Origin of the sequence: Paenibacillus sp. FSL R10-2734 (assembly GCF_037963865.1) — a bacterium.
In the GTDB taxonomy this organism is placed as follows: Bacteria; Bacillota; Bacilli; order Paenibacillales; family Paenibacillaceae; genus Paenibacillus_AQ.
In genome coordinates this window covers 3,936,692-3,953,362 of record NZ_CP150170.1, presented here as the reverse complement: position 1 = coordinate 3,953,362, position 16,671 = coordinate 3,936,692, and the positions used below count along the sequence as shown (strand labels likewise).

The following is a 16,671-nucleotide window of genomic DNA, read 5'->3' as shown; positions in this document are numbered from 1 at the left end:
ACATATGGCTCTTTACGTTACTGGTGGCACATTGTGTTCGGTTTTTCGCATACATTTGGCTCGTTTACGTTACTGGAGGTACATTGTATTCTGTTTTTCGCATACATTTGGCTCGTTTACGTTACCGGCGGCACAATGTATTCTGTTTTTCGCATACATTTGTCCGTAAGCTCAACTAAAACATGCATTTCGGAGGATATAAGGTCCTCTCATGTCCGTTCTACATCCCAAAGAGGCGTGTGCTTAATTAAAACAAGGCTCCCTATGGCCACCCATTGAATATAGGCCCATCCCTTGAATTCGTTTCACATTTCTCCACAGTCTCGAAATTTTATGAATTCTATTATAGTTAAAAAAAGACACAGCGCTATAGCACTGTGTCCTTAAAAATATAAATTAGTTCATTAAGCACCAGCTTCTTCAGTCAATAACTGCAACTTCAGTAGCTTGATTCGAGAAATCCGTTTATTATCCGTTTCTTCCACAATAAACAGATGATCATCAAATTCTACAGACAATCCTTTTTGAGGTGGATTAACCTCCAGTTTAGAATACATCCAACCGCCAATCGTATCATAATCTTCAGTTTCCATATGGAGATCCAAAAGATCATTAATCTCTTCAATAAGCATCAAGCCGTCAATGGAGTGTTCATCCTCTCCCAGCTTCTCAACACCAGGACGTTCTTCATCGAATTCATCCTGAATTTCTCCCACAATTTCCTCCATGATATCTTCCAGCGTAACCATTCCGGAAGTTCCACCGTACTCATCAATCAGAATGGCGATTTGTGTCTTCGCACGCTGCATGACCTTCAGCAGAGCACTAATCTGAATAGATTCTGGTACGGTTAGTATAGGACGAATTAATTTATTATAGCTTTGTTCACGATCCCTAATTAAGTCCTTGATATGAATGAAGCCTAGAATGTGATCCTTATCTCCATCACAGACTGGATAACGCGTCCTCATTCCATCAAAAGCAATCTCAAGGTTCTCTTCTGTTGAAAGATTATTATTCAAGCAGATCATTTCGGTCCGAGGAATCATGATCTCCCGAGCCATTGTATCAACAAATTCAAAAATATTGTCTACCAACGTCATTTCGGTATTATCAATAAAGCCACTTTTATTACTTTCTTGCATGATAATACGGATTTCTTCTTCCGTATGCGCCGTTCCCAGCTCTGAAGCAGGGGCTAAACGGACGATCCGTAATAAACCACGTGCCATCCCATTTACGATCCATATCACTGGATACATGATCTTGTAAAACACATTCATCGGTCCAGCTGTTAGCAAGAGGACAGATTCAGCCTTGTTAACTGCAATGGTCTTAGGTGCAAGCTCTCCTAATACGATATGCAAGATAGTAATGAACATTAGAGCAATAATCAAAGATACAACATTAACAGTGGTTACTCCAAACCCTATACTTCCTAATAATGGCCCGACAAGGTTTGCAATCGCTGGTTGCCCCAGCCATCCTAGTGCAAGCGAAGCCAATGTAATACCAAGCTGACAGGCGGATAGATAACCTTCCAAGTTGCGTACGATGCTTCTTGCTTTTAAAGCTTTTTTACTACCTTCTTCAATAAGGGTATCAATTCTACCGCTTCGTACTTTTACCATTGCATATTCGACTGAAACAAAGAATCCATTTAATAACACCAACAGAATAATAAGACCTACGTGTAATATACCGGGTAAAGGGTCGCTCAATTTATAATCCTATCCATCATTCAACATACAGATGGATAGGCCCACCTCCTTCGTTTTTTCAGAGTATTGGCAAGAAGCTTGCCAGTTGTTCCTTTCAGTATCAATTTCCCAATGGTTTCATCTCCAGTCTAGAATCACGTTTTTGAATATATACTTTATTATATTATTACATAGCCCATCAAAACAGGTCAAAACCAGTGTAAAAATATGATCTACTTTTTCCGCTCATGGACATATACCTTCTAATAGTAGAAACAAGTACCAACTAATGAAAAGAGATTATGTGATTTTTCCGTGATTTTATCAGATGATTTTCTTTTGTTCTAATTTCTTATAAATGCGTTCCTTCTATTATATATGTTAAGCCTTTGGAACCCGTCCCGTCAACCGGAGCACCTCCAGCTTACGTTGAAGTTCCAATTGCCACTCATAATCATTTGTAACGTGTGCCAGTCTAGTCTGATTTTCGAACATCAGTCAGTCCCAACAGCAATGAAGGGGTAATTATTTATGTGTCATCATTTTATTCCACCCTTATTTTCGTAGAAGGCAAGGTCATGATTGATACTGAGGCTACGGCCTCACGGAAAGAGGAAATCGATAGTCTCTTTGTCTCCAGTACCTCTAGCGTAGGCATGTACCCGTGATGCACCGAGCAATGCCGCATGATCATCAGTAGTTTGCGGGCTGTGTCGCTAAGCATAGCGTTTCTCTGATATAGCCTGCCAAGCGAGGATGCTGGATGTAAGGAACACGCGGGGTGCACCTGTATTCATGCAGCTGGCCCTGATACGACCGTCTCGAATACCTTTGATCTCAATCTTTCGTTGCGTGATCTTCCCCGCTTTATCCATATATACAATTTTAACTATTTGGCCAACATTCATTTTCATGTGAACGCCCCCAAAATAAGAACATTTGTTTGTATTATAACCATTATATTGATTTTTATGCAAATGGAAAAAGGAGCAGCGAGGTTATCCCCATGCTCCTATCGTGATGGTTGGTTCAGTAACCAGCCGCGGATACCCTTCTGCTCATGGTCATCAGTGAACTGGTAATGCACTTGGCCAGCATCCGAAAGTGCGCTGGCATCAGTGCTTAAATCCTGAACGATTTCCCATACAGGAACCGAGTAACCACTCATCATCCTCTGTATAGAGAAGACGACGAAAAAGAACAGCATTTTTCCTTACCGAACGGTTACCTCACTTCTTACTATTGAACGAATAAACTCCCGCCAAGATAATCATGGGCGGGAGTTGTTAATGAACAATGAACCGGTCTTTAGTTAATTAAGTACTACAATCACTTTATTAGCACACTTATTGAGTAGAGTAAGCAAATTCAGCTTCAATTATTTTACGATAATGGCCTTCAGATGTACTACTCCACCCAATTCCACTAAGTTGGACACCGCCGTATTCAGTTCTTACGGTGTCAACAACTGCCGTACCTGTTACGGTAACTTGCCATGTTGGATACGACCCAGTTCTTGGAGTGGTATAACCGTGTCTTTCTTCTAACGTCCAAGTTCCATCGGAACTAGCAGGGGTCCAGTAAGTTTCGTTAACAGATTGGATCTGTGCAAAAGAGCTTCCTGGAATTGTTCTAATAACGAGACTAGTGTATAGTCGATTTGTTACAAAACCATTCGTTACAACTTCTTTGAATGCAAGTACAGTACGATCGGAAGCGGCAGCAAACAGAGTGGATTTAGAATTTGAACTACTAAGATCCTTTATTTCGCCGTAAGCATCAACAACTTCTCCCGCTTCATCCATTACCTCTACCTTAACCTCGGTTGGTGTTTCTATTCTATTAAAAGAATAACCGGGCTCAGTATAGGGGACGTCCACAGAAATAACATCGAGCTTAATTTTTGTACTCGATTCTTCTGCACTCACTGAAGGAGTAAATCCTAATGCTGTTCCTATCAAGGTGATTGTTATTGCTAATGCCGGTATTGCTGATTTCCATTTCATAATTTTGCTTCCCCTTCCTCTATTTGGAATATGTACAATGGAATTGTATAATAATAAAACATTCTTGTATGTGAGATCTCTCATTGTTAACATGGTATAATTAGTAATATATTCTATTTATTTAATAGTTTAGAAAAAAAGAAACATTTTTAAAATTATGGGAGGTGCTGCGTTATGAGTGAAGAGGATATTGTTCAATACATCAATGGAATTTCTAGTAATATAGGTCGTGTCGCGGATAGTATTGGCCAATTAACTGGTAGGTCTGTTGATAGCATAAATAATTTAAACGAGACGTTATCTATGACTAATATTCTGTTAGCAATTTTAGCTCTTGTATCAATTGCGAATTTTATTTTAAAGCTAAAAAAACGTTAAGGTCACGAAAACCTTGTGTGTCAAGGCACGATATTCTGAAGAGTAAGTTAATTATCCTTATCGTGCATATGTAATTGATATCCCCGGTAAGAGGATGTTTCCTGAAAGCAAAAATACCCCGTTGACCAATTAAGGTCGACGGGGTATTTGTTATACACACTTAAGCCAAAACCATCCTGAATTCAAATTCAGTTTTCATGTAATAAGCATCAGCAACTTTCACACTAATAGGGCTCCATTTTTGTACTGGACCGCCGCAATCAATTAGACATCCAGCCAGATCACCACGCCGTTCAACTATATCTAACTGGGACTGGGACTGTGTTAGGGCTGCTGTTAGAAAGTCAGAGTCTGTCTGTAGGACTTTGTATACATTACTCAACATGATCACTCCTATGTATTAAAATACCTGTCTCTCATCTTCTTCTCTTTATGTATTTCTTAATGAAATAAAACAAAACAAATCCCAGTAACACTAAGCCAAGTATGGTGATCCATAGAATCGCAGGATTCCCTATGAAAAAGTATGTATTTTTGTATTGAAAATCTGCATTATTCATCAGTATAAAAACTCCTTGTTCTCCGAACTATCTATTTCTTCGCAACCAGTCGTTTTTATGATTTATAATCCTTTTTTATGATTTTATTACTCTTCATATAACCATCCCATGAGTCTAATATCACCCTAGGTTCCGCCTCTATGAGATCCTTTACTTTGTCTATCTGTCCTGCCTTAAATAAGTCGATAATCTCTATTAGATCACTTCGATTATGTAATTTCACAGCATTATGTCCTGCAAGTTCTTCGCATGCTGCTGTATAATGATTTGAAGTTATGACCATGGACTTCTTTGCTCGGTAATACCTCATCGAACCATAAACCTCTTGAACAGCCCCTAATCCTACTGGATATGAATAACGCTTTGCTTGGACGACATTTCGATATCCTTCCCGATCCGTAAAAACTAAATCAGTACCAAAGTCTCTACTTCTCGGTGTTTTGTAAGCATTTTTATATCCCAAAGCTGAAAATAAACGATACAGGTATTCCTCAAACTCCGATCCATCTTCCATACGGTCTACATCCTGAATTGTGATTTTGAGTGGATCAATAACGGATTCCTTGGCGTACCCCTTCTGTCTCTTTGTCAGAAAAAAAGAACCTACGACTGCTGATACAACTACAAGTACTATTACGACAACTACAGACTTCAGCAATATTATTCCTCCTACAAAAATAGCCCCCGCGATTTGATCCACGAGGTCTGATACTTCCGGATTACACTGTCGGTACTTCCGAACCATGTAAATTAAATATAATTCATTTGGAAAATTATGTATATGTCGCTTTATCATAAAATAAGAGAATCACTCGAATTAGAAGTTAATTCAATATTGAATATCCCAAATATAGTATAATAATCTATAAATTTACAAAATATGTTTACATTTGTATATTTATGTATCATAATTGGTTTGTATCCCAAATATAGGAAGGAAGGTTGAATTATGAAAAAGAAAATCTTAGCTGGCCTCTTAACTGTCTCTGCATGTTTTGCTTTAGGATCTACTTCTTTTGCAAATAGTGTCTCTACAACCACCTTAAACAATTCGGAATTAAGAGCTCCAATCACTACTCTAGATCAATACTCAGCTGTGATAAAGCTAGTACCTGGGCAAACAGTCTGGTTGACCGGATACGATTTTTGGTACGAATCGTCTGATGGTTGTGTAGAAGTATACCCTGCGGAAGGTAGATTCGTTGCTCTAAAACCAGGTGTTTCAGTAGTTATTGCTGATTTTGGTAACGGTAACACTATGGCATATACCGTAGTGGTAAGAGATTCCTGGGAATAGAAAGCTCCTATTATAAATTCAAGTTACGATTTCGCAATTTTTTATAAATTGATAAAAATCCCGTACGGCATAAGGTCGGCGGGCTACAAAACATGTTTACAATTGGATAATTTTTCATACAAAATATAGGGAGGATGGTCGAGATATGAAAAAGAAACTATTAGCTGGATTATTGACTGTATCTGCATGTTTTTCTATTGGATCAACATCTTTTGCTTCCAGCGTAACACCATCACAAGTTGCTAAGGTTTCAGAGTCGGAAGCATCCATTATAACTCCAAGTTCGATATTTGAAGCCACAATTAAGATGAAAGTCGGAGAGTCGATTTATGTAACTGGATATAGTTTTTGGTTTGTTCATGATGGTCATGCCGTTGATTATACCCAAGAAGGTTTATTCGTTGCACTAAATCCGGGTACTAGTATTATAGCTGCAAACTTCGGTAATGGAAATACAATGCATTACACAGTCATTGTTGAGTGATTGCTTTGCTTTATTTCAATTGAAAATCACAAAAATAATAAGACCCTTCTAATATAAACTGTACCCTATCGAGTAGACACTTTTAAAAAGTCTCTCGGTAGGGTACAGTTTAATATAGTTGGGTCTTATTATATATACTTGAAATTCAAATTTTGCCGAACGAACAGGACTCCGGTTATCATGATTACTTTCGGTATGGTTCTCTCTAGGATATCCTCGTGATTTACAGGCTCCCGATTGTGTCTAAATCTCCTTGTTTTCTTACTGACTCTTAGATTGTGACATGGCAGCCTCAAGGAAATCCATTTCGAACACCAAGACCTTATATAAGTGCTAAAGTAATCACTCCTATGTACTATAATACCCTGCCATTATGGACAGGGTACAGCGCTTCCGCCGCCTTTATATTTATCGACGCAGAAGTAATCTGTAAACGACAAAAAGCCCACCAGCCGAAGCCAGTGGGCTAAGTTTTTTATTCTTTTGTAGTCCCATCCTTCTTGCTAAAAGCCAACTCAAACAACCCCGTTGCTGACAGCCCAGCAAGGCCACCAGACCATAAACGTAACACTAAAGATAAGTCCGTAAATGAATAAGCTACAACCCCGATCAACAAGCCAATGACTAAACCGATTGCAGGAAGCACGTTGTTAGGAACATTAAAAGTTTTCTTTACGAAATGTACCCCTGCTAATACAAAAACAGCGATCACCGAGGCGAACGCTAGAACATCTGTTAAGTTTTGATTGTCCATTAATTATTTATCCCCCTTCGCAAATAATCCCATGTTGTACAACATTTGAATCACATTAAGTTCTAGCTTTGACTTTTCTGCCGATGTAGATATCGCTCCAACCGCTTTAGCAGCCGTAATAGCCTCTGTATAATTGATGGCATATGTTTCTTTGCCTGAGATGTTTAATCGTTTTTCTACGGCTGCTAGGCGCTCTTCCTGCTTCACTACGATTGCTTCTAGCTCCTTAATTCTACTCATGTCTTCATCTACCTCCCCTTTTAATCGATCTATAATAGCTGTTGCTTTTGACATAGCGATCCCTGACGGCTTAACACCCGCACGTAATTGTGAGGTTGTCAGCCCAAAAGTCATTTGAAAATGGGGTGCATCCTTAATCGAGACAAAATCACCGCCCCATTCGAAACCAATAGCTTTAGCCTCCTGAATTACCTCCGTCCAATCAGCTATCTTGTCACCATCACCATCACGTTTTAAATCCCATGATACCTGTTTCCCGTCCGGTAGTAACAATGCAAAATTTATAGCTAGTCCGTAGTTGTGATAACTAGTGCCACCCTTAGCATTAGTGACGATAGTTCCTGGCTTAGTACGTCCTTGTGCATATAGTGCGTCCTGCTCGGCTATTGTGCGCAGTCCCTGAGTAATCACTATGTTGATACAACGATCGTAACAGCGCTCGATCAGCGCTTGTGTCGCGGCTAGTACAACGGGATGTAATCCTATCAATCGCTTTGTGGATTTAGCCTTTACTTGGTCTAGTGTCAGAGACATTAATCGTCAACTCCTTGTCTGCTTGCGGCTCTTTTGACCTTTTTATCTAGCTCACTTCCCACCCACTTGAGTACTACATCTAAGACCGGCAATGGGAGCGAATCTCCCCACCCTGCCCGGATTAAGTTAGCCGTCATGCTCTGCAAAACGTGATATAAAGTACCAATAGACAGTGCTCCAAATATCGCTCCAGGCAACCCAAATACCATATCCAATAGATGCCCCCCTGCAGGAAGCAATAGCATGAAGAATGTGCGGAACACTCCATCAATCCCGTATTTTCTTGCATAGGTATTATCCTTTTTGGCGGCTCTAATACCAGATAACCAATCCATGATAATAAAGAATAAAAGTGCGATCATAATCGTTGCGACAGCGTCCGCTTCCCCGTAAAAAAAGTCAAACACTGGTACAAGCACTGCCCCTACTGTTGACGCAGCGATTTGAGATTTAGACATTTTAATTCCCTCCTTTATATGAATAGCCCCCGTAACTGCTACGAGGGCAAAATAAAAACACGCCTATAAGTAGCGTGTTGTCATAATATTTGTTGCGCAGTATGGTCCGTTAACTCATTAAACAAACTACTATACACCTAAAAATTCGGTATTCTTGTATAGCAATGTCCATTCCACTCTAACGTGTCGGAAACATTTATAGGTTTTAAATAAAAATACCATTTTGTATTATCGGACTCTTCAAAATCTTTATTGCATTCTTGCCTAAATTGGTAATCCTTCTCATCTAAATAAAGGTCGGGATCATTTTCATCGATTTCAACTAAATATTTATAGGTTTCTACCACATCCCCGTTTCTAAATATTTCGTCTTGCTCAGTCGTTAAATAAACTACTGCCTGTTTTACAGCACGGGGATCTTCTTCACTGTGTCGATATTTACCTATCATAGGATTAATTACTGACAATTTGTTGCTCGAACTATGGTAAAGGAGTATTTTACCATATTTTCATATAATAAATATCGCTAATCTATGCTGCGTTAAATCGTCTAACTGTTCCATTTACTCACCCTCTGAAGTACAAAAAACGCTCCATGTCAGGCGTGCTAATCCACAACTTCTTCTAATTTGGATCCAGTTACTACTGCTGCAGTTCTTTGGATTTCTGAAGATCGGCCAACGCTTCGCAGATCTTAATATCAATAGCTTCAAGGATCTCTTGGTGTCGGCTGGGATGGTGGTTTAGAACGATGGAAATAACATCTACCACATCCAGCACGGGCTGGGTGAGATCGATTGATATGCCAATATTTGTTATTTTCACAGGGGTCAATTCCTTTCTCGAAAAGTAAAAAAGCCCCGCCGGTGGCGAGACTCCCTTGGAAACATGTTTAATTTGTTTTAAACCAAGCACCACCTGTGCCATCATAACTTCTTGCAAAGGCGATTAATGGAGAAGCATCTCCTTGCTTCACTTTAAAAACTACCCAGCCCTCATGAGATGATCCGACATAAACATCAGTATTTATTGAAGGGTCAGGAGTAACCACACTTACAGAGTCATAAGCAGTTCCTGTTGTGGAAATCAATTTGAAGTATGCTTCTGTCATATGAACTGCAGCATCGGATTCTTTATAATTAGATATTTTCAGATTCACTTTCGCCAAAATATACTCATATCCAGCTTCATCATTGAACATATTGGCATCTTTTATTTTCTGCCAGGCGAATTGACCTCTTAAGACTTCGGTTACACTAGCAGTTCCCGAGAAACCATAGTCTTTATTATTAAAATTCACAGTTTGACCAAGCGCAGCCGGTTTAGTTCTTGAAGTCGCTGCAGCTGATTGACTTGTTGTTGAGGTGTTGTTAGAACCGGAGGATGAAACAGATCCTGATGGTGATCCAATAATTATTTTCTTTCCTTGGATTCCTATCTCTGTCCCTGTTGCATCTGCCACGGCTCTTAAAGGAGCATATGCCGAACCATTTATGATTGCAGCTTCAGCAATTTTAGCGCCATCCTTTTCAACAGTAAATACTCCTTGTACCTTCTGACCAAGCAACCCTGACGCAGCAAACGCCGAAGCGCCACCAAACAATAATGCTCCTGCAACAAAACCTGAAATAAACTTTTTCACTCGTGTTCCCCCAATGGTATTTTTATCCTATCCTACCATTGGCCTATCATCTAGTAAATGATTTAATTTTGTAGTTCTAATAGTTGTGACCTAAGACCAACTAGTTCCTTTCTTTTTCTGATTTCATCTCCTTTCTAGCGAATAAGAAAGAGCCCTCATCTTTCTTCCAGTAAAATTCATATAAGAACAACGCAATAATAAACGCAACAGTAAACATTACAACGAGTGCACCAAACAAAATTTGAATTAATGGTAGAATAGACTTCCATTTCTCATAGTTTAATTTTTTTGAGAAATAGGATACAGTTTCTAAAAAATCGATAAACAAAGTCGGCATGAATTCTCTAACAAAGACAAGCAATAGTAAAACAAACGTGGAAAAGATCAATAATTTTAGCAGAGTCAAATTTTTAAATTCTCTTAAATTCCCAATCAAGTCAAACATTCTATCCCTCCTGGCATCATTTTTCGACATTCAGGTAGATTTTTCCTTCTGACATTTCACTCTGACACAAAACTGTGCAGTTCCTTCCCAGCGCCCCCATACGCAGCCCTTACACTTAGCCGGTTGCCGAGGTGGATCTTTCAAACACCGCTGCTGTTGCTTCTTCTTCAAATCAATTTTTCCAATAGAAAAAGCCGCCCAATTATGAGCGACTTTGGAATATGTATTCAATTCAGTCGTACAATGAGTCTAATCTATAGAGCGGCGTCCGCTCCGCATCCGCAGCAAAAGCGCTGCGCTCTTTGCTTAAAATCTTTACGGACTTTGTAACAATGGAGGACAAAACCATTTTACTGAGCCAATGAAATAAGAGTCAAAATCTCCGAAGGTGAATATAATGCTTGATCACATCTATTCACATATCATGCTTTGTATTGCTCACTATTTCGCTTAAGCACTCGTCTTAGCATTATTAACCTTTTTAGCAGTTGTCATCTTCTCTTTCATTTGGAGAAGCATTTCGATAAGTTCTTCACGACCGATGAGACGTACATTATTCGACTTTGCTAGTTTGTAAGCCTGCTCAGTATAATCTCTGTTCGTTACAACCCAAGCAGCCGAAGCGCCGTAATGTGAAACTGCTCCACGAACCTCTTGCACTGCCTTAAGTCCAACATTCTTGCTGTACCGCTTAGCTTGGACGACTATTCGCTTACCGTCTTTGGATAGAATCAGATCAGCACCGTAATCACCTGCTGCTTGTGTAACTTCAGCTTTGTAACCTTGAGATCGGAAAAGGTGACCAAGGTATTGTTCAAACTGAGCACCCTCCATTTTATCTATCTCAGCAATACCCGACCTCTTCAATCTTTCTTCATGCTTCAATTTCCGCGATATAAGCGCTGCAATGACGACTGCGACGACTAGGATACATACAATAATTGAGATCTGTATCGATTTGGTCAAAGTATATGTTCCGGCAAGTGATCCGAATAACGAAAGTACTATTACCCCGTTTATAAATTCCTCTTCCTGCTTCGCCTTACTCTTTCTTCTTGCCATCTGAAACCCCTCCGCTAATATCATCGTAATGTTCAACATTCGCTATAAAGGAAGGATTTTCCTCTATTAGCGTCGAACTTTAGACCTATAAAGGGAGGCGGCGAGTAAAATGACAAATGTTCTATATCGCTATGAAGGAAGTAATTATAGCATTGCTGTAATTCCAGTAGGTGAACAGTTCGACGTTCGTTTTATGTTTAGCGACAGAAAATGGAGTACTTCAATAGAAGTCTGCAATTCTAAAAGCCATGCCATTCATGGGGCTAAGCATTTTCCAGAGTACTACGAGCTCGCTACTTCTATTCGACGGTAAAACATCTCAAATGCTTAATGATGTTTTAGAAAAACACCTGTTATTCTTAATTGAGATGCACCAAGTTGGGATGTTGTATGATAAGTACGTAGAAAGAAAAACGTCACTATTAGAAGAGTATACTGCGGTTCTTTCTAGTCCTGAGTTAAGTGAATATTTAGATATTAATAAGATCAATTAAATTGTTTGATATTACAATAAAAAAGGCGTCTCTCCTAATGGAGAAACACCTTTTTTGTGCCTTTATTGATTATAGTACTTGCTTTATGTGTCAGATATACTTCTTGATTGATAAACTTCAAAAGCATTCTAGCTCGTCCATAATATATTCCTACATCAAATCTGCGCATCGTCCATCTCAAAGAACCCCAGCAACTTAAGGCTGTTTGCAATCGTCACGATTCCGGCATCGATCCACCCGCGAATGGTGCTGCTCTTCTCGTCGTAGCCGAAGAACAGGCAGGTCTCTTTCAGTGAATAGCCTTCAAAATACCGGAACCGGACGGCCTTCTTAATGTCATCGACAAGGATAAGACCATGAGCCCGTATTATCATGTTCGTGCGGAGCCGGTACTGCTCATACACCCAACGCTGTTTATCCATGAGGATGACTGCATTTGCCGTCTTGTCGGCATGCAATTCATTCTGATCGATGCGGCGGGCCACCTCCCCGTCAATCCCGACCTGCTGAAGATCCCTCGTGTTTTTCTCATAATCAGCCATCAGCAGAGTCATGCTCTTATATTTACCGAGGAGAAATTTTGTCCGCTCCAGTTCGCCTTTATCTGCCGTCGGAAACAGTTCATCCTGTGTATAAACCATCGCCATTCCCCTCATTCCCCTTTATATGGTAATATAGTGAGAGGAACGTTTGTTTGTAGAAGCCCCCGCTGATCCTGCCAAAGATTGTGGGGTTATTTTGTTTAGTTGCAACTTAATCTCGATGAAGGTTATTCCCTCTCCATTTATTGTTCTTCCGCAACTACCGTTGCATTATAGATGACAACGCGTTTTCCATTGAGGTCGAAAAGCACTTTATTACCATACTCCGTATCTTGTATGTCGATCTTTCCCTCATACTTCCTTATCAAATTTCCACCTTGGTCATACACGCTTAATACACGATTCATTCCTCCGGTATTGTCGGATTTGATGTTTTTAATTGTTCGCTGACCTGTCGCTGTATTCCAATACCAAACATTACAGCCTCCAATTGCGACTAATAATACGATGACTACTACTAGAATGATTGATTTACTCTTTTTCCGCATACAGCATCTCTCCCTTTAGGTGGTATGCCTTGTATTTTAATATCATTATCATAAGCATTCCGTAATAATAATCATTCACTTGTGAGTGTCATTGGGCTTTCTCCACTAATCCCCAGTGTCCGTTAACAGCCATAGTATCTATAATTTCATCAATGTATGGTTCATCCACATTTATGACCACATACACATTTTCACTAGCAGAGCATTTACCTGCATCCAGCACATGCCCAGCGTCAATCACTTCTTCTATTCAAACAGTTGCTGTTTCTGCTCTTCCGAAAGGTATTTAACAATATCCTCAGATTTCAGTACAAAGTAATTCATTTCAAGTTCTTCGATATTTGCCATCTCTTAAATCCTCCTTGTGGGAGAGGAGTGCTGTAACCTCCTCTATCACTAAATGTCATGTATCTTCGTAATGCGAAACAATAATTTATTTAAAACCCAACCTTCCCATAATTTGTTAATAGTGGTAATGTATTTATAACTAATTAATATTAAGGAGATAGTTAAATTGCATAAAAAGAAATACTTCACCCTTTTACCACCATTCCTCATTCTAGGGATCATCTTGGCTTTCACTCTTCCACCCAATACAAAGTCCTTTGCATTATTAGCAACCGTGATGGCATTTTGGATTACTTACTATGTTTGGATTTATATTGAGAAACGGAAGAAAAACGAATAGCATTTGTTACGCGTTACGCGTCTTACATTCATCACAGCTTCACGTTATGCAACGTAAGGCCTATATCTTATGTGCTCAGAATGAATCCTCTGTCTTTTCAATAAACTCCTTCATAGCTTGTATAACATCTTCCCTATTCGAGTTGGAGATATAATTTGACCTTCCTTTTTCACTGTCATGTTCGTACACCATGAGGAAAAACCCATATTTTTTTACCCAATAACTTTGAAATGTATCACGCCAGTTCTTGCATGACATTTCTATTCACCGCTCCACTCCCTTTGTGTCCACTACGATTCTGATCTACTATCCTTCCTTATTTCCTAGCAACTTCAGAAGCTCATTCCTGCGAGCTTTATAGTGAAACTCCCAATCGAATCCTTCTCCGAATACAGCTGGAGGAACTTCAACGATATGTCTTGCCCGGACTATGGTCTGCTGTGCCTCTGTTAGAGCAGCCAGCACATCATCAATGATCGTATCTGCATCCACGGATAACGGTAATCCCCCCTGATTTTCAGCCTCGTTGATCATATTTGTAACCCACTTAATTTGCAGTTCCAGCTTCTGTAGCTCCACCTGTATTAGGTTTTTCATTTCTTCACTCCCCCTTCCTTAATACATTTAACTCTGACGAATACCGGTAAAAAGTCTCTTCATCTCGCTCATCCAGCGCCTGGTCGATCAGTGTCCTAAGCTTTGAAATCCGATGCTTCCGCACTGCCGTTTCCCACACAACTTCGATATATTTATCAATTGCTAATGTATAAATCGCAAAGAGCAAGGTGGCACCTCCCTGGGTAAGAGAAAAGCAGCTTACGCTGCTCCTCCGTCGCCTTTCATCATTTTTCTTTCAACCCATTTTTTATAGGCGCCCCACTTTGCCGACAGCACAGATGGGCTTACTTCCTTCTCCTGGGCGATCTCCTTCCAGGTTTTATTCTGCTCCAAACGCTCCTGCAGCAGCTCTGAGAACAAGATCGGCGTACCATTAATTTCGATATCGTCGTAAATGGGACGATTGGCCAAAATAAAAGCTTCCAGTTCATCTTTGCTCACTTCTTCCAGATTGCCATCTCCTTCGGAGCCTGTATCTTTACCCTGATTCTCTTCAGTGACATTCTCTCAAGAAGGAGCACCGTCCTCATCAGCTTCAGTTCCAGTGAGGTCCCTCGCCTTCCAAGCCTTGGGACTGTAAGCCTGTTTCATCACTTTCACTAAGCTGTTTGTCTGATTTAACTTCTCCACTCAACCAATCCGGTTCGAGGTCTGCGCCCTCAGAATACTCATCTTCATGTGAACGCTTCCAAAATAAGAACATTTATTTGCGTTATGACCAAACAAGCGTCGGTATATCAATAGATTCAGAATACTCTATGCCAAAACATGCCTAACATATCTAACTTATATGCTTTTTAGAGGTAATAGCTCGAAAACGTAAAAAAAATGTCGAAATACATAGTATAAATGCGAAAAACGCAAAATGGGTACTTATACTCGTTGTGTTTTTTTTCACATAGAGGGATGATGACTAAACAAAAAAAATTCCCAAGAAAAGGATGTGAGGACATGAAGAAATTTAAGTTAACAGGTTTTGTATCAATGGCTTTGACTCTAGCAATGATTATCACTTCCGGCTCAGCACTAGCAAGCCCAGTTAATGTGCCAGGTACTCAAGACCAGAATACTTCTTGGACAAATACTGAAGATGTTATTGTGGCTGGTTCAACAATTGGTACCAAAGAAATTATCACAAATTATAAAAAGGTCTCCAATGAAAAAGGCTCCAGTGTTGTTAATTTGGAAACAGAGGTCCATTATATTCTAAACGCTAATGCTACTGATATTCAAAAAGATATCTTAAAAGATAAAATAGACAGAACAACTATTGAAGTTACGGATAACGGAGACTATATTGTAAATGGAACTCAATTCTCTAAAGAAGAATTAAATCAAGAATTGGATATGAACAATACAGCGCCAAACTTAGGTATACCTGCTTCTCCATCGCTTGTGACTGGCGGAATTCCAGGAGTAAGTCATTACTACGGTGACTTTACTTCAGTTCATTTCGCGTCTTACTCTGATCTGAACATCTTAGGTGGCCCTGAAGGTTCAAATTATCAAAAGAATGGCAGTTACAACAACACTATCTCGCAACGGGCTATGTCACAGATTGATATATTCTATGGTGACTATACTAGCCTTAGTACAGCTAGAAATCTATTCGTAATAGAAGCAGGAATTGCGATTGTGACAATTGGAAGTGTTTTTTCTGCAATTACTGAAGGTGGTCTAGCTGTGGGTACAGCAAGTCAAGTTTGGAGATACTTTCAAAATTGCAAAAGTGATCTGACACAAGCTACTAATGCTATAAACGCTCTATAGACTGGTTAAATCAGCAAGGGATCTATCTATAAAATTAGCAGATCTCTTGTTGATTTATTAAAAAAAGAGGTGCGATTCTTGTCTATCTTTCTTATGGTTTTTATGCCTCTAATGTGGATTGTAGTTCTATATCAATTTATTAAATATAAATGGTTAGTTATTGATTATTCGAATATAGGTATGTCTTTAATAGGCTTGCTATCAATTTATGCTGAAATCATAGGACATTATCATAGTTCTCCGGCATTATTTATTGCATACATCATTGTTACCTCAATAGTTCTGATATCTTCAATCGTTAGTTTTATTATTGCTACTTATATCAACAGACGTTCTTAAAATCAGGCTTATTCTCATATAAGATGGAGAATAGGCCTAATTTCTAGATAATGGTCAATTCTGATACTTTTATTAATGGATTTGTACAAGGAGGTTTCAATGTTATTAAGGA

25 protein-coding genes are annotated in these 16,671 nt (G+C 39.3%); 5 read left to right on the top strand and 20 right to left on the bottom strand.

Features of this window, described 5'->3' with window-relative positions; translation table 11 throughout:
- Window positions 1-404: 404 nt before the first annotated feature.
- The 4 genes from NSS67_RS17360 to NSS67_RS17345 form a co-directional block, all read right to left on the bottom strand.
- On the bottom strand, window positions 405-1,721 hold the full coding sequence (locus tag NSS67_RS17360; protein ID WP_339314660.1) for a hemolysin family protein: 1,317 nt from the start codon (window positions 1,719-1,721) through the stop codon (window positions 405-407).
- Between the two features lie 695 nt (window positions 1,722-2,416).
- Window positions 2,417-2,614: a hypothetical protein gene (locus NSS67_RS17355; protein ID WP_339314658.1), complete on the bottom strand. Its 198-nt coding sequence runs from the start codon at window positions 2,612-2,614 to the stop codon at window positions 2,417-2,419.
- Window positions 2,615-2,712: 98 nt separating this feature from the next.
- Window positions 2,713-2,871: a hypothetical protein gene (locus NSS67_RS17350; protein ID WP_339314656.1), complete on the bottom strand. Its 159-nt coding sequence runs from the start codon at window positions 2,869-2,871 to the stop codon at window positions 2,713-2,715.
- Between the two features lie 175 nt (window positions 2,872-3,046).
- On the bottom strand, window positions 3,047-3,706 hold the full coding sequence (locus NSS67_RS17345; RefSeq protein ID WP_339314654.1) for a hypothetical protein: 660 nt from the start codon (window positions 3,704-3,706) through the stop codon (window positions 3,047-3,049).
- A gap of 174 nt (window positions 3,707-3,880) precedes the next feature.
- Here NSS67_RS17345 and NSS67_RS17340 point away from each other — a divergent pair, with 174 nt between their 5' ends.
- Window positions 3,881-4,084 (top strand): hypothetical protein, encoded by a 204-nt coding sequence (locus NSS67_RS17340; protein WP_339314652.1) that lies wholly within the window; start codon window positions 3,881-3,883, stop codon window positions 4,082-4,084.
- Window positions 4,085-4,699: 615 nt separating this feature from the next.
- Here NSS67_RS17340 and NSS67_RS17335 read toward each other — a convergent pair.
- Window positions 4,700-5,305, bottom strand: a complete 606-nt coding sequence (locus NSS67_RS17335) for a restriction endonuclease (RefSeq protein WP_339320624.1) — start codon at window positions 5,303-5,305, stop codon at window positions 4,700-4,702.
- Window positions 5,306-5,593: 288 nt separating this feature from the next.
- On the opposite strand from NSS67_RS17335, the gene NSS67_RS17330 reads away from it, so the two are divergent.
- Window positions 5,594-5,941, top strand: coding sequence for a hypothetical protein (locus tag NSS67_RS17330; RefSeq protein ID WP_339314650.1), 348 nt, complete (start codon window positions 5,594-5,596; stop codon window positions 5,939-5,941).
- A 145-nt stretch (window positions 5,942-6,086) separates the two neighbouring features.
- On the top strand, window positions 6,087-6,425 hold the full coding sequence (locus tag NSS67_RS17325; protein WP_339314648.1) for a hypothetical protein: 339 nt from the start codon (window positions 6,087-6,089) through the stop codon (window positions 6,423-6,425).
- 475 nt (window positions 6,426-6,900) lie between these two features.
- Here the strand turns inward: NSS67_RS17325 and NSS67_RS17320 are convergent, their stop codons facing one another.
- The 8 genes from NSS67_RS17320 to NSS67_RS17285 all read right to left on the bottom strand — a co-directional run bounded on the left by NSS67_RS17320 (window position 6,901) and on the right by NSS67_RS17285 (window position 11,560).
- The gene (locus NSS67_RS17320; protein ID WP_339314646.1) at window positions 6,901-7,179 is read right to left on the bottom strand and encodes a holin; all 279 of its coding nucleotides are present in this window, start codon (window positions 7,177-7,179) and stop codon (window positions 6,901-6,903) included.
- Window positions 7,180-7,182: 3 nt separating this feature from the next.
- Entirely contained in the window at window positions 7,183-7,953 is a 771-nt protein-coding gene (locus tag NSS67_RS17315; RefSeq protein WP_339314644.1) for a M15 family metallopeptidase, read from the bottom strand.
- Window positions 7,953-8,411 carry a phage holin family protein gene (locus tag NSS67_RS17310; protein ID WP_339314642.1) on the bottom strand — a complete coding sequence of 153 codons (459 nt, stop codon included), beginning with the start codon at window positions 8,409-8,411 and terminating at the stop codon, window positions 7,953-7,955. The genes NSS67_RS17315 and NSS67_RS17310 overlap by 1 nt, the downstream gene beginning before the upstream one ends.
- A 137-nt stretch (window positions 8,412-8,548) precedes the next feature.
- Window positions 8,549-8,860 carry a hypothetical protein gene (locus NSS67_RS17305; protein ID WP_339314640.1) on the bottom strand — a complete coding sequence of 104 codons (312 nt, stop codon included), beginning with the start codon at window positions 8,858-8,860 and terminating at the stop codon, window positions 8,549-8,551.
- Window positions 8,861-9,053: 193 nt separating this feature from the next.
- The gene (locus NSS67_RS17300) at window positions 9,054-9,341 is read right to left on the bottom strand and encodes a hypothetical protein (protein ID WP_339314638.1); all 288 of its coding nucleotides are present in this window, start codon (window positions 9,339-9,341) and stop codon (window positions 9,054-9,056) included.
- A complete protein-coding gene (locus NSS67_RS17295) occupies window positions 9,304-10,053 on the bottom strand; it encodes a DUF4352 domain-containing protein (protein WP_339314636.1) in 750 nt (249 codons plus the stop codon). Before NSS67_RS17295 ends, NSS67_RS17300 begins: the two co-directional genes overlap by 38 nt.
- A 100-nt stretch (window positions 10,054-10,153) precedes the next feature.
- Window positions 10,154-10,498: a hypothetical protein gene (locus tag NSS67_RS17290; RefSeq protein WP_339314634.1), complete on the bottom strand. Its 345-nt coding sequence runs from the start codon at window positions 10,496-10,498 to the stop codon at window positions 10,154-10,156.
- Between the two features lie 450 nt (window positions 10,499-10,948).
- A complete protein-coding gene (locus NSS67_RS17285; RefSeq protein WP_339314632.1) occupies window positions 10,949-11,560 on the bottom strand; it encodes a restriction endonuclease in 612 nt (203 codons plus the stop codon).
- A gap of 109 nt (window positions 11,561-11,669) precedes the next feature.
- On the opposite strand from NSS67_RS17285, the gene NSS67_RS17280 reads away from it, so the two are divergent.
- On the top strand, window positions 11,670-11,873 hold the full coding sequence (locus tag NSS67_RS17280; protein WP_339314630.1) for a hypothetical protein: 204 nt from the start codon (window positions 11,670-11,672) through the stop codon (window positions 11,871-11,873).
- Between the two features lie 336 nt (window positions 11,874-12,209).
- On the opposite strand, the gene NSS67_RS17275 is transcribed toward NSS67_RS17280, so the two are convergent.
- The 7 genes from NSS67_RS17275 to NSS67_RS17245 all read right to left on the bottom strand — a co-directional run bounded on the left by NSS67_RS17275 (window position 12,210) and on the right by NSS67_RS17245 (window position 15,153).
- Complete coding sequence (locus NSS67_RS17275; RefSeq protein ID WP_339314628.1) at window positions 12,210-12,701, bottom strand: hypothetical protein; 492 nt, start codon at window positions 12,699-12,701, stop codon at window positions 12,210-12,212.
- Between the two features lie 137 nt (window positions 12,702-12,838).
- Entirely contained in the window at window positions 12,839-13,144 is a 306-nt protein-coding gene (locus tag NSS67_RS17270) for a hypothetical protein (protein WP_339314626.1), read from the bottom strand.
- 88 nt (window positions 13,145-13,232) lie between these two features.
- On the bottom strand, window positions 13,233-13,385 hold the full coding sequence (locus NSS67_RS17265; protein ID WP_339314624.1) for a hypothetical protein: 153 nt from the start codon (window positions 13,383-13,385) through the stop codon (window positions 13,233-13,235).
- A gap of 753 nt (window positions 13,386-14,138) precedes the next feature.
- Window positions 14,139-14,429: a hypothetical protein gene (locus NSS67_RS17260; RefSeq protein ID WP_339314622.1), complete on the bottom strand. Its 291-nt coding sequence runs from the start codon at window positions 14,427-14,429 to the stop codon at window positions 14,139-14,141.
- Window positions 14,430-14,433: 4 nt separating this feature from the next.
- Entirely contained in the window at window positions 14,434-14,616 is a 183-nt protein-coding gene (locus tag NSS67_RS17255) for an IDEAL domain-containing protein (protein ID WP_339314620.1), read from the bottom strand.
- A 32-nt stretch (window positions 14,617-14,648) separates the two neighbouring features.
- Entirely contained in the window at window positions 14,649-14,891 is a 243-nt protein-coding gene (locus tag NSS67_RS17250) for a hypothetical protein (RefSeq protein WP_339314618.1), read from the bottom strand.
- Between the two features lie 94 nt (window positions 14,892-14,985).
- Window positions 14,986-15,153 carry a hypothetical protein gene (locus NSS67_RS17245; RefSeq protein WP_339314616.1) on the bottom strand — a complete coding sequence of 56 codons (168 nt, stop codon included), beginning with the start codon at window positions 15,151-15,153 and terminating at the stop codon, window positions 14,986-14,988.
- A 248-nt stretch (window positions 15,154-15,401) separates the two neighbouring features.
- Here NSS67_RS17245 and NSS67_RS17240 point away from each other — a divergent pair, with 248 nt between their 5' ends.
- The gene (locus NSS67_RS17240; RefSeq protein ID WP_339314614.1) at window positions 15,402-16,220 is read left to right on the top strand and encodes a hypothetical protein; all 819 of its coding nucleotides are present in this window, start codon (window positions 15,402-15,404) and stop codon (window positions 16,218-16,220) included.
- Window positions 16,221-16,671: the final 451 nt, after the last annotated feature.